General features: G+C 40.9%; 18 protein-coding genes and 4 tRNA genes. 3 read left to right on the top strand and 19 right to left on the bottom strand.

The features are described from left to right. Positions 1–53 precede the first annotated feature (53 nt). The 3 genes from tyrS (at position 54) to EDC51_RS07545 (ending at position 1,553) form a co-directional block, all read left to right on the top strand. Positions 54–1,244: a tyrosine--tRNA ligase gene (gene tyrS, locus EDC51_RS07555; protein WP_025288969.1), complete on the top strand. Its 1,191-nt coding sequence runs from the start codon at positions 54–56 to the stop codon at positions 1,242–1,244. A 142-nt stretch (positions 1,245–1,386) separates the two neighbouring features. Beyond that, positions 1,387–1,462, top strand: a tRNA-Gly gene (locus EDC51_RS07550). 4 nt (positions 1,463–1,466) lie between these two features. Continuing rightward, positions 1,467–1,553: transfer RNA gene (locus EDC51_RS07545), tRNA-Leu, on the top strand. A 99-nt stretch (positions 1,554–1,652) separates the two neighbouring features. Here EDC51_RS07545 and htpX read toward each other — a convergent pair. The 19 genes from htpX to fmt all read right to left on the bottom strand — a co-directional run bounded on the left by htpX (position 1,653) and on the right by fmt (position 19,158). Further along, positions 1,653–2,504, bottom strand: coding sequence for a protease HtpX (gene htpX, locus EDC51_RS07540; protein WP_025288968.1), 852 nt, complete (start codon positions 2,502–2,504; stop codon positions 1,653–1,655). Between the two features lie 168 nt (positions 2,505–2,672). Continuing rightward, positions 2,673–2,849, bottom strand: coding sequence for a hypothetical protein (locus EDC51_RS11070; protein WP_457911972.1), 177 nt, complete (start codon positions 2,847–2,849; stop codon positions 2,673–2,675). A gap of 124 nt (positions 2,850–2,973) precedes the next feature. After that, complete coding sequence (locus EDC51_RS07530) at positions 2,974–4,269, bottom strand: adenylosuccinate synthase (protein ID WP_131928582.1); 1,296 nt, start codon at positions 4,267–4,269, stop codon at positions 2,974–2,976. A 94-nt stretch (positions 4,270–4,363) separates the two neighbouring features. Further along, positions 4,364–5,248 carry a protease modulator HflC gene (gene hflC, locus EDC51_RS07525; RefSeq protein ID WP_131928581.1) on the bottom strand — a complete coding sequence of 295 codons (885 nt, stop codon included), beginning with the start codon at positions 5,246–5,248 and terminating at the stop codon, positions 4,364–4,366. A gap of 2 nt (positions 5,249–5,250) precedes the next feature. After that, positions 5,251–6,453, bottom strand: coding sequence for an FtsH protease activity modulator HflK (gene hflK, locus EDC51_RS07520; protein WP_131928580.1), 1,203 nt, complete (start codon positions 6,451–6,453; stop codon positions 5,251–5,253). Between the two features lie 159 nt (positions 6,454–6,612). Further along, positions 6,613–6,698: transfer RNA gene (locus EDC51_RS07515), tRNA-Leu, on the bottom strand. Positions 6,699–6,795: 97 nt separating this feature from the next. Further along, positions 6,796–7,584, bottom strand: coding sequence for a glycosyltransferase family 32 protein (locus EDC51_RS07510; protein ID WP_131928579.1), 789 nt, complete (start codon positions 7,582–7,584; stop codon positions 6,796–6,798). Between the two features lie 119 nt (positions 7,585–7,703). After that, on the bottom strand, positions 7,704–8,666 hold the full coding sequence (nrfD, locus tag EDC51_RS07505; protein ID WP_170169283.1) for a cytochrome c nitrite reductase subunit NrfD: 963 nt from the start codon (positions 8,664–8,666) through the stop codon (positions 7,704–7,706). Then, entirely contained in the window at positions 8,666–9,352 is a 687-nt protein-coding gene (gene nrfC / locus EDC51_RS07500; RefSeq protein WP_025329001.1) for a cytochrome c nitrite reductase Fe-S protein, read from the bottom strand. The genes nrfD and nrfC overlap by 1 nt, the downstream gene beginning before the upstream one ends. Beyond that, the gene (gene nrfB / locus EDC51_RS07495) at positions 9,349–9,996 is read right to left on the bottom strand and encodes a cytochrome c nitrite reductase pentaheme subunit (RefSeq protein ID WP_015431894.1); all 648 of its coding nucleotides are present in this window, start codon (positions 9,994–9,996) and stop codon (positions 9,349–9,351) included. Before nrfB ends, nrfC begins: the two co-directional genes overlap by 4 nt. An 18-nt stretch (positions 9,997–10,014) precedes the next feature. Further along, positions 10,015–11,472, bottom strand: a complete 1,458-nt coding sequence (nrfA, locus tag EDC51_RS07490; RefSeq protein ID WP_025267318.1) for an ammonia-forming nitrite reductase cytochrome c552 subunit — start codon at positions 11,470–11,472, stop codon at positions 10,015–10,017. 259 nt (positions 11,473–11,731) lie between these two features. After that, positions 11,732–11,807, bottom strand: a tRNA-Gly gene (locus tag EDC51_RS07485). A 111-nt stretch (positions 11,808–11,918) separates the two neighbouring features. Further along, positions 11,919–12,236, bottom strand: a complete 318-nt coding sequence (locus EDC51_RS07480) for a DUF2322 family protein (RefSeq protein WP_015431892.1) — start codon at positions 12,234–12,236, stop codon at positions 11,919–11,921. A gap of 15 nt (positions 12,237–12,251) precedes the next feature. Beyond that, complete coding sequence (gene ftsN / locus EDC51_RS07475) at positions 12,252–13,103, bottom strand: cell division protein FtsN (protein ID WP_064318286.1); 852 nt, start codon at positions 13,101–13,103, stop codon at positions 12,252–12,254. A gap of 96 nt (positions 13,104–13,199) precedes the next feature. Next, complete coding sequence (thiQ, locus tag EDC51_RS07470; RefSeq protein WP_025288961.1) at positions 13,200–13,838, bottom strand: thiamine ABC transporter ATP-binding protein; 639 nt, start codon at positions 13,836–13,838, stop codon at positions 13,200–13,202. Then, the gene (gene thiP / locus EDC51_RS07465; RefSeq protein WP_131928577.1) at positions 13,835–15,424 is read right to left on the bottom strand and encodes a thiamine/thiamine pyrophosphate ABC transporter permease; all 1,590 of its coding nucleotides are present in this window, start codon (positions 15,422–15,424) and stop codon (positions 13,835–13,837) included. Before thiP ends, thiQ begins: the two co-directional genes overlap by 4 nt. A gap of 45 nt (positions 15,425–15,469) precedes the next feature. Continuing rightward, complete coding sequence (trkA, locus tag EDC51_RS07460; protein WP_131928576.1) at positions 15,470–16,846, bottom strand: Trk system potassium transporter TrkA; 1,377 nt, start codon at positions 16,844–16,846, stop codon at positions 15,470–15,472. 15 nt (positions 16,847–16,861) lie between these two features. Next, positions 16,862–18,184, bottom strand: coding sequence for a 16S rRNA (cytosine(967)-C(5))-methyltransferase RsmB (gene rsmB / locus EDC51_RS07455; RefSeq protein WP_131928575.1), 1,323 nt, complete (start codon positions 18,182–18,184; stop codon positions 16,862–16,864). After that, on the bottom strand, positions 18,184–19,158 hold the full coding sequence (gene fmt, locus EDC51_RS07450; protein WP_249038486.1) for a methionyl-tRNA formyltransferase: 975 nt from the start codon (positions 19,156–19,158) through the stop codon (positions 18,184–18,186). The genes rsmB and fmt overlap by 1 nt, the downstream gene beginning before the upstream one ends. Between the last annotated feature and the right edge of the window lie 16 nt (positions 19,159–19,174).

The following is a 19,174-nucleotide window of genomic DNA, read 5'->3' as shown; positions in this document are numbered from 1 at the left end:
CCGGCGAATCGCTATAATAGAGCCATTTTTTCACAAAAATTTAAGGAATGATAATGAGCCAATCTTTAGAAACCACTCTTGCCGAATTAAAACGTGGCGTAGAGGATATCTACTCTGAAAATGATTTAATTGAGAAATTAAAAGAAAATCGCCCTCTACGCATTAAACTTGGCGCGGATCCTACTGCACCAGATATTCATTTGGGGCACACTGTGGTGTTAAACAAACTCCGTCAATTCCAAAATTTAGGGCATGAAGTCATGTTCTTAATTGGAGATTTCACCGCAACCGTAGGTGATCCATCAGGTAAAAATACAACTCGTCCACCGCTTTCTCGTGAAGATGTGTTAAAAAATGCAGAAACTTACAAAGAGCAGATCTTCAAAATTCTTGACCCGCAAAAAACTAAAATTGTCTTCAATTCAGAATGGTTGGGAGAGCTCGGCACAGTAGGAATGATCCGCCTAGCAAGTAACTATACTGTAGCCAGAATGCTTGAACGTGATGATTTCAAAAAACGCTTTGCGAACCAACAACCAATCGCGATCCATGAATTTGTGTATCCGCTGTTACAAGGCTACGATTCTGTTCACTTACAAGCTGACGTAGAATTAGGTGGAACAGACCAGACATTCAACTTGCTTATTGGGCGTGAATTACAAAAATCTGCTGGGCAAAAACCCCAAGTCGCAATGACGTTGCCGCTACTAGTTGGCTTAGATGGCGAGAAAAAAATGTCTAAATCGCTTGGTAACTACATTGGTGTTACAGAAGCGCCAAACGAAATGTTCGGCAAAATTATGTCAATCTCTGATGAACTCATGTGGGATTGGTATAATTTACTCTCTTTCCGACCGCTTGTAGAAATTGAGCAGCTCAAAACAGAGGTCGCCAGTGGTAAAAATCCGCGCGATGTGAAAATCTTACTTGCCAAAGAGATTATTGCTCGTTTCCATGATGAAGCTGCAGCAACTGCGGCAGAACAAGAATTCATTAACCGTTTCCAAAAAGGTGCAATGCCAGATGAAATGCCAGAATTTACCTTTGAAGGAGAGCTTGGTCTAGCCACATTGTTAAAAGAAGCGGGCTTAGTCACTTCAACATCAGAAGCTATCCGTGCAGCACAACAAGGTGGTGTAAAAATCAACGGTGAAAAAGTCGATGATGTGAAACGTAATGCAGAAAAAGGTACTGCTGTTTATCAAGTAGGTAAACGTAAATTTGCACGCATTACTATAAAATAGCTAAAATATCGGCACTTTGTGCTGTTTTTAAGCGATCAAACGATTTCCTTTATTTAAAAAAGAAATTTATTTTGACATCGCCAGAGAATGCTATAGAATGCACAACTGTTGAGACGCTACGAAGTTCGTAGCGTTTTTAAATGCGGGAATAGCTCAGTTGGTAGAGCACGACCTTGCCAAGGTCGGGGTCGCGAGTTCGAGCCTCGTTTCCCGCTCCATTTTGCCCGAGTGGCGGAATCGGTAGACGCAAGGGATTTAAAATCCCTCGCCTTTCGGGGCGTGCCAGTTCAAGTCTGGCCTCGGGCACCATTTTAATTCCGCAAAATTTTAAAGATAGCACCTTGAGGTGCTTTTTTTATACCTGAAATCCAGTAGATAAAAATAGCCGCTCATCTGAGCGGCTGATATTTATAAACTTCTTAATGCTGCAATACGTTTTTCTAACGGAGGATGACTCATAAAGAGTTCTTGTCGTTTCCCATTAATCATAAAAGCATTTAGAGTCCCTTGCATTTCTTGCGGCTCATGAATACTTTGTAAACGTTGTAATGCTGCAATCATTTTCTCTTTACCAACCAAGCTTGCAGAACCTGCATCTGCACGAAATTCACGATAGCGAGAGAACCACATTGCGATAATAGTTGCCAGCACGCCAAATAATATTTCAAGCACCATTGAAACTAAGAAATAGATACCGCTACTACGTTCTTCACTACCATTATCATTACGTGTTGTCGCTACAGCGGTAGCAATCATACGTGATAAGAAAATCACAAAGGTATTCAGAACCCCTTGTAATAAGGTCATAGTCACCATATCACCATTAGCAATATGTGAAATTTCATGTGCTACTACAGCTTCTGCTTCATCTTGAGTCATGGTATTTAATAATCCCGTACTCACAGCAACCAAAGAGTTATTTTTAGTTGCACCTGTTGCAAAAGCATTCACATCCGCAGAGTGGTAAATTGCCACATCTGGCATAGGAATACCAGCTTGCTGGGCTTGGCGTTGAACCACATTGAGTAGCCAGCGCTCTGCATTATTGCTTGGCTGATGAATAATTTCTGCCCCCACAGATTTCAATGCCATCGTTTTTGACATGAATAATGAAATTAATGAACCAGCAAAACCAAATAGCAGTGCCATAATTAAAATGCCGCCTGCGCTGTCACCAGCTATGCCTGTTACACTTAAAATAATTCCTAAAACGATCATCACTGCAAAGTTAGTCGCAAGGAATAATGCAATTCGCATCATAGATATTTCTCCAAATAAATAATAAAACTCGGCAAAAAACCGAACACCTAAAATAGGGATAGTTATCAAAAATTCAAGAGTAGTCGAGCTATTTAAGGGTGCGTAATAATATTTGTTTCTTCCGATTTATCATGTACACCAAATCGCTCAACTAAAGTCTTACTTGCATCATTCAATCCAATCAATTTCCTCTATCCTCAATTTTCGGTATTTTAAAACTACAATGGCAATCGTAACTAACATCACTACATTAAAACCAATCGGATGTATTTTTAGTTCTTTCACTGACTGCCAGTTAAAAGTACCGACAGAAACCATGAGCATCACAGCAACTAACATTGGCATTGGAATAACTTTTAAGATATCACTTAAAAATACTATCATAATCAGTAAAAATGAAAAAAAGAATAGCCGATAATACATCGGCTATTCAGTTTAAAATTTACCAAGCGGGTAATTATCCACTAAATTATGCAAAAGGATCTTGTAAAATCATTGTCTCAACACGATCCGGACCAGTTGAAAGGATGTGAATTGGCACACCTACGATCTCTTCAACACGTTTAATATAATTAATCGCATTTTGTGGTAAATCTTCCCATTTCGTCACACGGAAAGTATTTTCAGACCAACCCGGTAAGGTTTCATAAATTGGCTCAACCCCTTCCCAATCGGCTGCTGCCATTGGTGCGTGTTCCACAATTTCACCATTCGGCATTTTATATGCAGTACAAATTTTAATCTCTTCAAAGCCATCTAGCACGTCTAATTTGGTCATACAGAAGCCAGTAATAGAGTTAATCTGAATCGCACGGCGAACCGCTACTGCATCAAACCAACCACAACGGCGAGGGCGTCCTGTTACCGCACCAAATTCGTTTCCTTTTTTCGCAATTTCCATACCCACTTCATCAAATAACTCTGTGGTGAATGGACCGCCGCCTACACGGGTACAGTAAGCTTTGATAATACCTAAAACATAATCTAAATTGCGAGGGCCAAAACCAGAACCGCTTGCAACACCACCTGCGGTAGTATTTGAGCTGGTTACATATGGATAAGTACCATGATCGATATCTAACATCGTACCTTGTGCACCTTCAAATAAAATGTTGTCACCATTTTCACGAGCTTTGTGTAACAAGGTTGTCACATCTGCAACCATACCAGTGATGATATCAGCAACCGCAAAGACTTCATCTAAAGTTTGTTGATAATCTACCGGCTCAACTTTGTAGTAGTTTACGAGCTGGAAGTTATAGTACTCTAAAATGGTTTTGAGTTTTTGCGCAAAAGCTTCACGGTTAAATAAATCGCCAACACGCAAACCACGACGAGCCACTTTATCTTCATAAGCCGGTCCAATCCCACGGCGAGTTGTACCAATTTTATTTTCACCTAACGCATTTTCACGTGCATTATCCATTGCTACGTGATAAGGCAAAATCAGCGGACAAGCTTCAGAAATTTTTAAACGCTCACGTACATTGATACCACGACTTTCTAATTCACTCATCTCTTGCATTAATGCACTTGGAGAAAGCACCACGCCATTGCCGATTAAGCAAGTTACATTATCACGTAAAATACCGCTTGGAATTAAACGTAATACCGTCTTCTCACCATTAATAATTAAGGTATGACCGGCATTATGTCCACCTTGGTAACGCACTACATACTTCACACGGTCTGTTAATAGATCGACAATTTTGCCTTTTCCTTCATCGCCCCATTGTGCGCCAAGGATTACGACACTTTTTCCCATTTTAGAACTCCTTAAAAGAACTAGGGCATATGCTCTGCCCATTTAAAATTTATATGAGCGTAAGCATACGCCCCATTTGATCACTTAGAACGTATTACTTCGGCGCTTTCATAAAGCGGAAGAATTCACTATCTGGCTTAAGTAACATTATATTGTTACTGCCTTCTGCAAAGCTCTCTTCATAGGCTTTTAAGCTACGAATAAAGCGGTAAAATTCAGGCTCTTGACTGAAAGCATCCGCATAAATTTTGGCAGCTTCAGCATCACCAGCACCTTTTAATTCTTCTGCGGTTTTATTCGCATTCGCAAGAATTAAAACCACCTTACGATCAACATCAGCTCTGATACCTTCCGCTTTTTCCTCACCTTGTGAACGATGTTCACGAGCCACCGCCGCACGTTCCGCTTGCATACGTTGGTAAATTGATGATGAAACTTCATTTGGTAAGTTGATCTGTTTGACACGCACATCAACCACTTCAATTCCGAGTTTTTCTGCCCCATCTTCACCAGCATTTAAGGCCTTTTGAGCACCAGCCATTAACTCACCACGAGAACCAGAAACAATATCTTTAATGGTGCGAGAACCTATTTCTGAACGTAGGCGGTCGTTTACTTTACGGCGTAATAGATCAGACGCCTTTTGATAATCGCCACCTGTTGAGGTATAGAATTGTCCAAAATCACTGATGCGCCATTTCACATAAGAATCAACTAATAAGTCTTTTTTCTCAACGGTCACAAAACGATCTTCTTTACCATCAAGCGTTTGGATACGAGCATCAAGGGTTTTGATTTGGTCAATCACTGGCACTTTAAAGTGCAGCCCTGGCGTATAAACTTGCACTTGATTTTGGGCATCACGTTGCACTTTGTTAAAACGCATCATAATGCCACGTTGCCCTTCTTGAATGACCACAACAGATTGATAAACGATAAAGGCAACAACCGCTAAAATGGGTAATAACAATTTACGCATTATTAAAATCTCCCTTTACGCACTGGCTCACTTGCCGACACATCTTGATTTTGTGGTTGTATCACTTGTGGTTGAACTGCTGTAGGTGCTGATGGAATGACTACTTTTGGTTGTGTAAGCGGTTGATTTTCCGCTTTATTTTGCAAAAGTTTATCCACCGGTAACACGGTTAAATTATTGCCATTTGCGCTATCCATCATCAGTTTCGGCGTATTTTTCATTACCTTTTCCATCGTTTGAATATACAAACGTTCACGGGTCACTTCAGGTGCTTTGCGGTATTCTGGCAACACTTGTGTAAAACGTTCCACTTCACCTCGTGCATTTAGCACAACCTGCTCTTTATACGCGTTTGCTTGCTCCACAATTCGCTGTGCCTGCCCACGAGCGATCGGCTCTTGTCCACGGGCATAAGCTTCTGCTTCACGGATTAAGCGCTGCTCATCTTCTTGGGCTTTGATCGCATCATCAAAGGCGGCTTTCACTTCTTCTGGTGGACGAGCATATTGGAAGTTTACGTCCGTAATGAGTAACCCCATATCGTAAGTTTTGATAATTTCACGCAAAGCATTCCATGTGTTTTCACGTACTACCGCTCGCCCTGTGGTTAAAATATCATCCATCGTCATATGACCGACCACATAGCGTAAAGCACTGTCAGTCGCTTGTTTCAAGCTATCATCAGGTTTATTGACATTGAAAAGATATTTTGCAGGATCTTCAATACGGTATTGCACTGTCATTTCAACCAATACCATATTTTCATCTTTAGTCAGCATCGAGCCACTGGTATTTAGCTCTAAAACGCGTTGCACATTCACTGGGCGTACATGATCCACAAAAGTCGGTTTCCAGTTTAACCCGGGTTGGACAATATCGTAGAGTTTACCAAAGCGAGTCACAACTCCACGCTCGGCTTCTTGCACTGTATAAAAACCAGATGCAGCCCACACAATAGCGCCAAGCGCTAAAGCAACAGGCAAGAATTTACCAAGAGCAGGAGAATTCGATTGATTGGGTTGATGAGAATGACCACCTTTATTTCCTCCCATTTTTTTCAATAGGTTATTAAATACTTCTTCTAAATCAGGTGGTTGCTGTTCGGATTTTTGAGGCCCTTGCTCTGGCTGTTTATCAGTACCATTTTGCTCCGGCTTTTTTGCCCCTGGTTTTCCCCAAGGGTCTTGTGGATCATTCCACGACATAAGGCTGTGTTCTCCAAAGAAATGTAAATGACATTTGTTAAGAAAATGCAAGATTTGGATTGTACCGATTTAGGGAAGCTTTGGCTAGGCTATCAATTCAATTATTTAGAAATAAAATTAAAATAAAAAACCCAGCTAAAAAGCTGGGTCTAAAAATTTTGGTGCTCTGGGCGAGACTCGAACTCGCACATCCTATGGACACTACCCCCTCAAGATAGCGTGTCTACCAATTCCACCACCAGAGCAAATGTGGTGCTAATATTACTTAAGCGACTATCACTTGGCAAGTGAGATCTCACAAAATTTGTTTAGTTGCCGATTTATTAAACTTAGTCTAAGGACTTACTTAATAAGATCCTCATTTTTTGCGTGATTCCATTTTCCCATTTTCTTATCCATATATTGGAAATATTCATTGGTAAACGTTCCCTGAGCACAGGTTAATTTATCTCTACGGCTGTTTACATCTACATTTTCCAATGCCTTTCTTAATGTGTCAGGCCCCGTCAGCACAAAAACACCACCATCAATACGCCGTTGCTCAATATTATCAATAATGATATCTAACGTATCTTGCAAAAATTGATTACCTTTTTCGCTCGCCAAAAAGAAATTAGTATATTCACCGCGACGTGTAATCACCACTTCACTATCTTCATCATCAATAATCTCGTCTAAATTCCAAACTAAATGCCCATCAATATCCATATAGATTCCCCCTTCCTTATATAACGTAAAAATACGCCAAAAGTCAGCTTGAGAGGCTCCATCTGTTAATTTACTATAAGCATTAAAAGTTCGTTCATCGGCATTTTGTTGAATATAGCTTGCTCGCTCTTCTGTACTAACATAGCGATAGTCATAGCTTAATGACAACAGACGATTTAACAGATAATTGCAATAGACAGGAAAGGTAACACGATTACTGTAATTAGTTTGCCAAATGGTACGCGTAATTTTGGTATTACGTTTAGAAATAATTTTAGCAGGGCTAAATTCAGGTATCGTGAAACGTTTTTTCGGGAAAATTCCATGCACGACATAACTAAAAATTTTAACAATATTACCAACTAAACGTAGTAAGCCGTTAGAAAGTACGATAAGTTTTTCGTTTTTGATAGGTTTATTCATTTTTATTGTCCTAATGATAAAGCGGCTCTACTTTACCACTTTCACCTTCACAAAAAAAGCAAGCGGTCGAATTTTGCAAATTTTTTGCCAAATTCAACCGCTTGAAAAGCCAAAGAATATTAACTTGCGATCGTTAATTGCCCCGCATATAAGATAAAGTAACGTAAACAGACAACCCCAAATAAACCAGCAAGTGCCAAGAAAACCATAAAGCCTCTATTCTGTTTTAAGGATTTTCCTGCAATTAGGTTAGCAACTTGGGGGAATAACATACCGATTGCAACCACACCGCCCCAGAATACCATTCCCCAGAATCCTGAGAGCGCGTTATCTGCAGATAATGCACTATCTCCACCGGCACTATAAAGTACGCCAAAGAATGCAACCAATAAAATAGCTTCCACTATCACCGTTGGCAATTCCATTTTATGTAGAAAATGACTTTCATCACTGTGTGCGGATAACTTACCAAACACGATAACACAAATCATCAATGCTGCAATGCCAGATGAGGTTCCCGATGCAAGGAATAAATAAGGCAATACCCCATTATTTAACATTGGGTAACTAATCAAATCTGAGAGTAGAAATCCCGTATAAACCCCTAACAGAATATTAAAGATGAAGAACAAGACTTCAATCGCAGTTGTAAATCTGGCCGCAACATCAATAATACCGTTTATAAAGCCAAGTGCAGGGATATAGCGTTTAATTAAGCTTGCAATCTCATCGCGGAAAATGACCGCTATCCATAGGAAAGCTAGCGCCATATAAATCTGGAACATGGCTACTCCCATAGACATCACCGAATCAAACTGGTAATTAAACATTAAGAACCAGAATGTCCAAGGACGTGCTAAGTGGAAAATTAATAGCAACAGACCAACCGTTACTGAAACCGGTGCTAAGAATGCCGCTGCACGAATGATCCAGTTTTCACTTGGTTTGGCTAGCTTATGTGTATATTTGTAAATTAACGCTAACAAGCTAGAACCAGAAGCCACCCCTAATAAAAAGAGGTAAATTGCGATACTTGAATCCCAAACGAGATCAGGCGTTTGGAAAGGTACTTGATCGTACATCATTGTGCCGCCTCCTCGTATTTGCGTGGAATATGGTATAGATTTGGCTCTGTACCTAAGCGCGTTTTCGTGCGATAAGTCTCATTTTCTCGAATTTTGATAGAAACCGCACTATTCGGATCGTTTGCGTCACCAAAGGTTAATGCTTTTACCGGGCAGGCTTCAACACAAGCTGGCTGTTTACCTGCTGCGAGATTTGTATCCCGGCAGAAATTACATTTATCTGCGGTTTTCTTCACTGGATCAATGTAACGAACTCGATATGGGCACACCGCTACACAATATTGGCAGCCTACACACAAATCAGGTTTTACATCTACAATACCATTAGTAATATCGATATAAGATGCCCCAGTCGGGCAAACACTAACACATGGAGCATTGGTACAATGTTGGCAAGATTGGCGGAAGAAATCGTAACGTACGTTAGGAAATTCGCCTTTTGGCGCACTTTTAATCATCTCCAAACGAGCAACGCCTTCTGGCACATTGTTGGTTTCACGGCAAGCATCCATACAAGCCGTACAACCAATACAGATTTGCTCATCATGTACCATCGCATAGCGAATCGTTTTTTGTTCTGTTTCAGCAGCAAGCCCGAGAGAGCTGGTAGCAAGTCCTGTTGTACCTGCCACCGCAATCAGCGCTCCTGCCCCTGAGACGAAATCACGGCGGGAGCAACTCATTTTGTCTCCTTAGTTCCTTCTGAACCTGCTAATACTTTCTTAAATTCACCTTGATGCACTTTGGTATGACAATCTACACAAAGTTTAATGCGCTGTTTAGGTTCGCTAGCCTTCATTGGCTCACTTTCTGGGTGCAATTTATGGCAGTTTACACATGCGATTTTTGGTGCATGTACATCATGTGCCCAGAATGTCTCACGAAGCTTGTCTGGATTATGGCAAGCAAAACAAACCGCATTTTGTTCTTGTGGTGAACGTTCGAGTGCTGGATTTTTTGCCTGACCATGCACATTAAAACGCATTACATCTTTTACACCTTTACGATGATTTTCGGAAATATTACCGTGACAAGATGTGCAGTTTAACTGTTCCCCAGTATTTGGGCTTTTCGTACCGTGTTGAAAGTGTTTACCCGCATGTTCAAATGCAGATAAATGACCATGGCAATCAACACAATATTTATTTGGGTCGCGGCGTGCATCTTTAGCAATTTGTGCATCTGATGCCGTTTCCGCCCACAACGGTTTAGGCTGAGCAGGAAAACTTCCTTCTTGCGCATTCGCAGTAGCTATTGCAAATAATCCTGCAAAAGCGACCGCTTGCAGGGCGGCAAACCGCCCTAATTTTGAAATAATCACTTTCATATTGTTCTCCTTATCGGATTACTGATTATCCGCAGGGAGTAAACCTTTTTTCTTCGCTTCTTCTTCCCATTGTGGAACGACTGTGCGCAAGAATTCGTCTTTAGCTGCTTTTTCACCATCAAAGTCAATGCCCATGACTTTTTGAGCTTTTTCTTTGGTAGAAATATCTGGCACCTGAACTGGTGTCTCTACACCGTGTTTCACAAGTACACCAGCCAATGCTGCTCGAGCATCTGCCGCTCTATCCATACCTGTTGCGATCATATGTAAAACCACTTTTGGTGCATGCATATGTCCACCATGACCTGCTGCGGACATATCCCAACGCCATTGAGCGTGGCGAATTGCAGTAAGTGCTTGTTTCATCTCGTCTTCAGCGGCACCTGCATCCCAAGCTGCTTTCGCCTCAAAGTGCGCTTTAACTAATTGATCTTCTAATTTCAACATTGCATCTTTGATCTGTTTTTTGCTCTCTTTCACGCGTGCTTGTAAAGTCTCTTTACTTTGCTCATGACAGGTTTTGCAAGTGTGCTCAAAGTTATCAAATGGATTACCAATTTTATGGTCGGTATAAACTTTGCCATCTTTTGTTTCTACTTTTGGCATATGGCAGTCGATACAAGTCACGCCATTTTGACCATGCGTATCCATCGCCCAAGTTTCGAAATCTGGGTGCTGCGCTTTTAACATTGGTGCTTTAGACATTGAGTGAACCCAATCTGTAAAACCGGCTTCATCATAGTATTTTTCCATACTATCAATATCGATGCCTTTATCCCAAGGGAAGGTGACGACTTTTTTATCCCCTCTAAAATAATACTCTACATGGCAGTTTGCACATACAGCAGCGCGCTGGCCATGTTTTTCAAGGGTATCGAATTTCCAACCGATAGATTCTAATGCACGTAAAACATGTGGGCGAGCAACACGCAATGCAGCTTTACCTTCTTCAAACTCTTTAGAGGTAGTATCATGGCAGTCTGCACAGCCAATTGAGTTCACCATTTCGGCACCATATTTTGCCCATTTAGCATCGAAGTATCCTTCTTCACCTTTTTCTGCAATCATACGCGCTACATCAGGACCTTTACATGTCCAGCATGCCATTGGCTGAGGGCCACCATTTTCATCTTTAGGTGCGCCTGTACGTAAAATTTCACGTACGTCTGTAACCGCATAAAAGTGACCACGAGGTTTATTGTAATCTTTAGAGAAAGCATAGCCGCCCCAAAGAACAACTAAACGCGGATCTTCTTCTAACATGCTATCACGTGCTGTTGATTCTGAAGTCGCTTTCCATGAGTTGTATTGAAGAGGATATTTTTCTGCAAATTTATGATTTGCAGATTCAATTTTTAAATCAGGTTTTGCACCTTCTAGTTCTGTTGGCTGCGGTGCAGCAATAGATGTCTGCCAGAAACCTAACATTGCGGCAAAAGCCAAACCGCTTTTTAATACTTTATTTACTCTTTCCATAAGAGCCCCCACAAAAGAATATAAACGAAACACTTGAGAATGTTTATCACTTAAAAATCAATAAGTTAAAACAATTTCTTCCATTGGTGAGAATAATTAAAAAAAATAATAAAACAATGAGATTTTGATTCTTCTTTGAAGTAAATCAAATTTTTTAAAATGGTAAAAATGATAATAAATATCAAATACTTAGATTAGGTTGATGGCAAAATTTAGATATAAAAAAAGCACCCCATGGTGCTATATTTTAAATTAAGAATGGAGCGGGAAACGAGGCTCGAACTCGCGACCCCGACCTTGGCAAGGTCGTGCTCTACCAACTGAGCTATTCCCGCATTAAGCGCTATAGTATGCCATAGCGCTTGAAATTGGTAACTATTCTATCGTCTTGCGTATGATTGTCAAATAGAAAATAGCACACTAAAACTATATGAATAAATTACAGACTATTTAGCAATAGGATTTAAACGATATTGCAGTTGGTCTGACACAACCGCTAATAGCAAATCAATATTTGGATGCTTACCTGGGAATTGTTTCGCGTCATGAAGATGTTCGGCAAACCAAACTAACCCTTGCTCTGCACTTTTTTGATTAAGCTGTCCTGAGAATTGCTCTGCAAGCGCATTATACAATTTTAATGAGCCTAATTTTCCCTCAATTGCAGGAATATGATGAATAACTTGTCCTTCTGCATCAAGCACATCTAATCCGGCTAAATGTTCAACACTAGGAAATGTGGCTAAAAAATCTTTAAATTGCATAGTTATCCTTAAAAATTACATACCTACAATTAAACACTCTGCAACACTGCGAGCATTTGCTTGAGCTTGTGAAGCTGCAGCTCTATCACCAATTGGCCCTACAACTACACGGTTCCACTCACCATTACTATTAATTCTGGCATTATAACCAGCCATAGCAAGACGTGCCTGCATATTCTCAGCTTGTGCCTTGTTTTTAAATGCACCACATTGCAAACCAAATTTACCAATCACTTTCGGTGCTTCATTAGCTGGCTTAGCGACAACCTTAGTCGCATTAGACTCTTTAACCTGTGCCACTTCCTTAGCTTTTTGTGCCTGCAAGTCAGCAGCTCTCTTCGCATCTTGCTGTTTTCTTAATTCTGCCTGCTTACTCTTTTCTTCTGCGGCTTTTTGTTCTGCCTGCGTTTTCGCTTCAAACTCTTCAGCAGTTAATGCAACCACTTTTTTATCTTGCGCATTTGGCTCTACTGCATTGATATTAGGCTGCATTTGCTCAATTTGAATATTTTCTTTTAGCTCTGCTAATGCTTGTTTACGTTTTTCTTCTTCCTGCAAGCGCTGTAATTGTTGTTCCTGTTCTCGGGTTAATTGAGCAATTCTCGCATTCTTATCAACAGGAACTTCACGCGTTTCTAAATCACGGATATAACTATAAATCTCCGCAGGAGGTGTCGGGAGCTCGCTTTTTTGTGGCTGAATCGCAACAGGCTGGGAAATTTCTGTTTTTACTGGCTCTTTCGAGCTTAATAACATTAATGCTAAAGCGCTCATCCCCAATAACAACAAAACAATAATTAAAATCAGCAATTTATTTACGCTTTTACCCGACTTTTTTGAACGAGCAGCATAATCACGGTTTGGCACACTATTCCTCACTATCGTATAAACAAAAAATGAATTTTGAAATAATACTGAAAAAAGATTTATTTGACTAGCAAGAAACAGCAAACTTGCATAAGTTTACTTTTCATGTGTCATAATTTTCCCTGCATCAAGCAAGATACGACGATGAAATAATGCACGACTTTCATCAAATTGGTGAGTAACCATTAACAGTGTTAAATTCCTTTCTTCACACAAATTTGCTACCAATGTTTGCAATTCTGAGCGCCGTTTCGGATCTAATGCTGAGAATGGCTCATCTAATAGCAAAATGGGTTTATCTCTAAGTAAGGTTCTTGCCAATGCTACACGCTGTTTTTGCCCGCCTGAAAGCTGATCCGCTCGGCGTTTTAATAGTTCCGCAATGCCCATCTTCTCGGCAATTTCCACAATCTGAGCTTGTTGTTGAGTACTAAAACGCAAACAAGGCACTAATGCCAGCCCAATATTCTGCTCAACACTTAAATGTTCAAATAAATTATTATCTTGAAATAACATTGAAACTGGGCGTTGGGCAGGTTCTGTCTCCAAATGCTCTTCTCCATTTAAACGCAAATAACCACGATTTGCTTGCTCAAACCCCGCAATTAAGTTAAGTAATGTACTTTTTCCTGCGCCGCTCTCACCTAAAACTGCGACTCGTTCGCCTTTTGCAACTTTTAGCTGAAACTGCATGGGCATACCTGGGTAATCGAATTCCAAATTTAAATCAATCATAAACTCCCTTTTTGTTTTATAGCCAAAAATGGTAGTAAAGCACAAAGTAGTAGCAGTAATGCTGTAACTGCCGCTTCTTCTGTACGATAATTACCCAGCTGCTGATAGAGTAAATAAGGCAATGTTGCGAAATCTGGGTTGCCAAAAAATGCAATAATGGTAAAACTGCCTAAACTTGCAGAAATAGCTAATGCAAAGGCTTGTGCAAGCGGTCGAATTAACGCATTTTTTTCCACAATCCACCAACGTTGAAAACCTTTTAATCCTAGACTTCTTGCTAGCTTATCGCGGTTTTTCAAACTCTGCCACATTGCTGAGAATATCAAATGATAGATAAATGGCAGCAGCGTTAAACCATTACAAATGCCAATCAAAAGAATTAACTGCCATTGATTTAAGTCATGCCACATTAGCAGTAAAAATAAGCCGACAGATAATAAAAACACCGGCAAAATCAGTGGCAGAGTCACCACACTGCTTAAAATACTTTGCCAAACTTTTTGTTGATGATAGACAAGTTGCCGATGTTCTAAGGCTAACAGATAGCTTACACCTACAGCTGTGATACCTGAGATTAAAGCGAGTAGCAAGGAAAACCACACTGCCTGCACTAAATCGAATGCCAATAAACGCTGCCAGTTTAATGCAGAAATGCCACGCAAAACCACATTCAATAATGGCACAAAAATCATTGTGCAGATCATCAGTAGAAAAATAGTAGATAAGAAGCGCTTAGTCCCCTGCGGCGCTGCTCGCCAAATTGCATCGATCACTGCTTTTGAACGTTGTTGTTCAAAGGCACGGCGGCTTGCCCATAACATCAATAACTGCAACAGTATGCCAATTGCCACTTGCACTAAAATTAAGATTACCGCTTTTGCAAAATCAAACTCAAAAGTCACCGCTTGATAAATTGCTACTTCTAACGTGCTATATTTCGGCCCTCCGCCAAGCATGAGCACAATCGGGAAACTCGTAAAACAGAGTAAAAAAACCGTACCAAATGCATAGGGCAAAATGCCGCTTAATACGGGCAATTCCACAATACGAAAATAGTACCAGCCGGTTAAATTTAGCTGCGCAGCTAATTGGTGGCTACTACTCGGAATAAGATTTAAACCTTCAAGGCAATATTTCATGACAAGTGGGATATTTAAGAATAGGTGTGCCAAGACAATACCTTGCAAACCATAAAGCGAGAAATGCCATTCCAATCCAATTAGCCGCCAGCATTGCGCAAGCCAACCATTGTTTCCCCATACGCCAATCAAAGCAAAAATTACAATCAAGGCGGGCAACGACCAAACAAAAGCGAGAAGTTTATAAAGAAGTGCTTTGCCTTTAAAAGGAAGGTAAAAAAAACTGCGCGCCGTGAGCAATCCAAGTAAAGTCGCAGAGAGCGCTGAAATCAATGCTTGTCCTGCGCTATATTGCACAATTCGCCATGTTTCAGCCAATGACCAAAAGGTTTCATCTGTACGATGAGTAAATAGCCCCCAAAGGCTAAAAGCATAAAGCGCAATGATCGCGAGATAAAACGACCATGCAGAAAAACGCCTGAACTTTGCTGAAATTGGATTGGACATGAGATTCTGACAAGCGGTATAAAATAGGCAAAAATTTGCAAAAGGCTATAAGAAAAACACATTCGGCTGGAACAATTTTTCAATCTCTGCCGACTGTTTTTTATCGTTTACAAACACAATGACGTGATCGCCTTCTTCGATCACAGTGGATTTATGCGCAATCATCGGCACGCCATTACGCACAATCGCCCCAATAATTGCCCCCTGTGGCAGTTTCACATCTCGAATCGCTCGCCCAACCACTTTTGAGGTTTCATAATCCCCATGAGCAATCGCTTCAATACCTTCAACCATCCCTTGTTTAAGCGAGGCAACTCGTACAATATCGCCTTTACGAACATGACTTGAAAGCGCAGAGATCGTTGCTTGCTGCGGAGAAATCGCAATATCAATCGTTCCACCTTGAATTAAATGCAAGTAAGAAATACGCTGTACTAGCACTATCGCTTTTTTAGCGCCAAGTCGTTTGGCGAGTAGAGAAGACATAATATTCGCCTCATCATCACCTGTCATGGCCAAAAACAGATCGATATTTTCGATATGTTCTTCAAAAAGCAATTCCTGATCCGATGGATCGCCACACAAAACCAATGTTTTCGACAGTTTTTCTGCCAATTTCTCCGCTTTAGCTTGGTTAGGTTCAAGCAATTTGACACTACATTTTTCCTCTAAAGCCTGTGCCAATGCAGTGGCGATATTCCCACCGCCCACGATCATCACTCGTTTATGTGGTTTTTCTAGGCGCTGTAACTCTGACATCACCGCCTTAATATGATGGCTTGCGCAAATGAAATAGACTTCATCACCTGCTTCAATAATCGTTGAACCTTGAGGTACAAAAGCTTTGTCATTACGAAAAATGGAAACAATACGAGCCTCAATATGCGGTAAATGATCATTTAATGCCGATATTGGGTAGCCAACTAAAGGCCCCCCATAGTAGGCTTTTACACTCACAAGGCTCACTAAATCATTGGTAAAGTGGGCAACTTGCAACGCACCGGGGTAATCGATCAAACGGAGAATTTCCTGAGTCACCAACACTTCTGGGGCGATAATATGGTCAATAGGTAAGACTTTATCATTAAATAACGCTTCACGTTCTCGCACATAATCTGGATTTCGGATACGCGCAATTTTGGTCGGAATATGAAATAGCGTATAAGCAATCTGACAAGCAACCATATTGCTTTCATCACTATCTGTTACTGCAACTAACAAATCCGCATCACTTGCCCCAGCCTCACGCAAAATACGAGGTGAAGCCGCATTTCCTTTGATCGCTTGTAGATCATTTTTATCACGCAGTTTATCTAGGCGAATCTGATCATTATCAATAATGGTAATATCGTTATCGTTACTCGCGAGATTTTCAGCAAGGGTTGCTCCGACTTGACCTGCTCCAAGAATGATGATTTTCATAGGAATTTCTTTTTACTATAACGTTGTTGGCTCATCTATATTGACTGCTACTTTCACTAATTTTGCATAGAAAAATCCATCACCGCCGTTTTCACTTGGAAAAAATTGCTTGGTTGTGGTTTTTTCAAAGCCAAAGTCCATTTCAGCTAAACGAGCATTTGGCGTATTTTCAATAAAACGTCGGATTTGCTCATCATTTTCTTGTGGCAAAATCGAACAGGTCGCATAGAGTAACACGCCATTAGGTTTTAAGCGTTGCCATAATGCATGAAGAATTTTTGCCTGTAGCGCCACAAGCTCGCTAATATCACGCTCTTGGCGAAGCCATTTAATATCTGGGTGACGGCGGATTACCCCCGTTGCCGAGCAAGGTGCATCAAGCAGAATTCGATCAAACATGAGCCCCTCTTCCAACCATGTTTCAGGCTGGCTAGCATCACCACAAATCACCGTTGCTTGCTGCCCTAAACGTTGTAAATTTTCGCTCACTCGCTTTAAGCGACTCTGCTCGATATCTAATGCGATAACATTCGCCTTAGGCGCTAACTCTAAAATATGGGTCGTTTTCCCCCCTGGAGCGGCACAAGCATCTAAAATGCGTTCGTCATTTTTTGGCTCAAGTAAGCTTGCCGACCATTGTGCGTGAGCATCTTGCACGGTTGCCCAACCTTGCTCAAAATGTGGAAGTTGGCTGACGCTCACTGGCTTTTCGAGCAAAATCGCACAGCTTGGTGCAGTACAAGCGGTCTCTTTAGCGGAATTTTTTACCAAATCGCCCAGTAATTCACCATAATTTTCTGTACTGGAATACTGTGAATTAACTCGAATCCACATCGGTGGACGTTGATTATTTGCTTCCACAATATCACGCCAATGTGGATAGCTTGTTTTAAGCTGATTAACTAACCATTCAGGGTGGAGTGTCTGCCAATGCTTATCTATTTTGGCTAAAATTTGCTCTCTTTCACGCAGAAAACGGCGTAATACTCCATTTGTCAGCCCACGAAAACTGTCTAATTTCAGTGTTTTAGTCGCATTCACCACCTCATCTACCGCTGCAAATTCAGGCACACGCATATAGAGTAGCTGATATAACCCAACCAATAATAAACAATGCACCAAACGGGTTTTGCCTTTTAACGGCTTACTGACTAATAATTTAATGATCTGTTCTAGACGCGGTAGCACGCGACATACCCCAAAGGTGATCTCTTGTACCAAAGGGAGATCTTTACTTTCAACCTGCGCTTCAGGCAACAACGTTGAAAGCGATTTCCCTTCGTCTAGTACTTGTAAAATGATCTGTGCGGCAACCGCACGGGCGGATTGTTTTTTCATTAAATTGTTTGTCCTACTTTAAACCAATCCCCTCGTCCATTCAGGAAATCCTGCACACTCATCGGTTTTTTACCCGATGGCTGCAATTGAGTAATGTTGAGAACGCCATCTACTGTTGCAATTTGAATACCCGTTTTATCTACATTTAAAATCGTGCCAACTTTTGCATTTTGATGTGCCAAAACCACCGCTTGATACACTTTAATACGCTCTTCTTTGCCATCAACGGTTAAATTAAGATAAGCAATAGGCGCAGGGTTGAACGCTCGAATATTACGTTCCAACTGCTCCGCTGGCAAATTCCAATCTAATAACGCTTCTTCTTTACTTAATTTATCCGCATAGTTTGCCAACTCATCTTGCTGTTTCTCTGGCACAAATTTGCCGCTTTCTAAGTTATCTAACACCTCAATCAGTGCTGGAGGAGCAAGCTCTGCAAGTTTATGATAGAGCGTTGCTGAGGTTTCATTTGGCTCAATTGGCGTATAAACTTTATGTAACATATCACCAGTATCTAAACCAATATCCATCTGCATAATCGTTACGCCAGTTTCTTGATCGCCAGCCCAAATTGCACGTTGAATCGGGGCTGCACCTCGCCAACGAGGTAAAATTGAGCCATGCACATTCAAGCAACCTAAACGTGGCGCATCTAATACCGCTTTTGGCAGAATCAAGCCATAAGCCACCACTACCATCACATCTGCATTCAGTGCTTGCAATTCAGCCTGAGCTTCTTCTTTGCGTAGTGATTTAGGCTGATAAACAGGAATGTTATGTTGTTCTGCCAACTGTTTTACAGGGCTTGCTTGTAACTTCTTGCCGCGCCCCGCTGGTTTATCCGGCTGGGTATAAACTGCAATCACATTATGCTGTGAATTTAGTAGTGCTTGAAGATGGGTTGCTGCAAAATCAGGCGTACCTGCGAAAATGATATTTAATTTTTTTGCCATAATCTGTAATAAAAATGCCATTCTGAAAGAATGGCAT

This window comes from Bibersteinia trehalosi (assembly GCF_004346205.1).
In the GTDB taxonomy this organism is placed as follows: domain Bacteria; phylum Pseudomonadota; class Gammaproteobacteria; order Enterobacterales; family Pasteurellaceae; genus Bibersteinia; species Bibersteinia trehalosi.
The sequence above is the reverse complement of the archived record's forward strand: the minus strand, read 5'-3'. Positions and strand labels throughout refer to the sequence as shown.

Excerpts from the sequence above, each read along its gene's own strand:
- tyrS (WP_025288969.1), top strand. The coding sequence starts at position 54 with ATGAGCCAATCTTTAGAAACCACTCTTGCCGAATTAAAACGTGGCGTA.
- htpX (WP_025288968.1), bottom strand. The coding sequence starts at position 2,504 with ATGATGCGAATTGCATTATTCCTTGCGACTAACTTTGCAGTGATGATC.
- EDC51_RS11070 (WP_457911972.1), bottom strand. The coding sequence starts at position 2,849 with ATGCCAATGTTAGTTGCTGTGATGCTCATGGTTTCTGTCGGTACTTTT.
- EDC51_RS07530 (WP_131928582.1), bottom strand. The coding sequence starts at position 4,269 with ATGGGAAAAAGTGTCGTAATCCTTGGCGCACAATGGGGCGATGAAGGA.
- hflC (WP_131928581.1), bottom strand. The coding sequence starts at position 5,248 with ATGCGTAAATTGTTATTACCCATTTTAGCGGTTGTTGCCTTTATCGTT.
- hflK (WP_131928580.1), bottom strand. The coding sequence starts at position 6,453 with ATGTCGTGGAATGATCCACAAGACCCTTGGGGAAAACCAGGGGCAAAA.
- EDC51_RS07510 (WP_131928579.1), bottom strand. The coding sequence starts at position 7,584 with ATGAATAAACCTATCAAAAACGAAAAACTTATCGTACTTTCTAACGGC.
- nrfD (WP_170169283.1), bottom strand. The coding sequence starts at position 8,666 with ATGTACGATCAAGTACCTTTCCAAACGCCTGATCTCGTTTGGGATTCA.
- nrfC (WP_025329001.1), bottom strand. The coding sequence starts at position 9,352 with ATGAGTTGCTCCCGCCGTGATTTCGTCTCAGGGGCAGGAGCGCTGATT.
- nrfB (WP_015431894.1), bottom strand. The coding sequence starts at position 9,996 with ATGAAAGTGATTATTTCAAAATTAGGGCGGTTTGCCGCCCTGCAAGCG.
- nrfA (WP_025267318.1), bottom strand. The coding sequence starts at position 11,472 with ATGGAAAGAGTAAATAAAGTATTAAAAAGCGGTTTGGCTTTTGCCGCA.
- EDC51_RS07480 (WP_015431892.1), bottom strand. The coding sequence starts at position 12,236 with ATGCAATTTAAAGATTTTTTAGCCACATTTCCTAGTGTTGAACATTTA.
- thiQ (WP_025288961.1), bottom strand. The coding sequence starts at position 13,838 with ATGATTGATTTAAATTTGGAATTCGATTACCCAGGTATGCCCATGCAG.
- thiP (WP_131928577.1), bottom strand. The coding sequence starts at position 15,424 with ATGTCCAATCCAATTTCAGCAAAGTTCAGGCGTTTTTCTGCATGGTCG.
- trkA (WP_131928576.1), bottom strand. The coding sequence starts at position 16,846 with ATGAAAATCATCATTCTTGGAGCAGGTCAAGTCGGAGCAACCCTTGCT.
- rsmB (WP_131928575.1), bottom strand. The coding sequence starts at position 18,184 with ATGAAAAAACAATCCGCCCGTGCGGTTGCCGCACAGATCATTTTACAA.
- fmt (WP_249038486.1), bottom strand. The coding sequence starts at position 19,158 with ATGGCATTTTTATTACAGATTATGGCAAAAAAATTAAATATCATTTTC.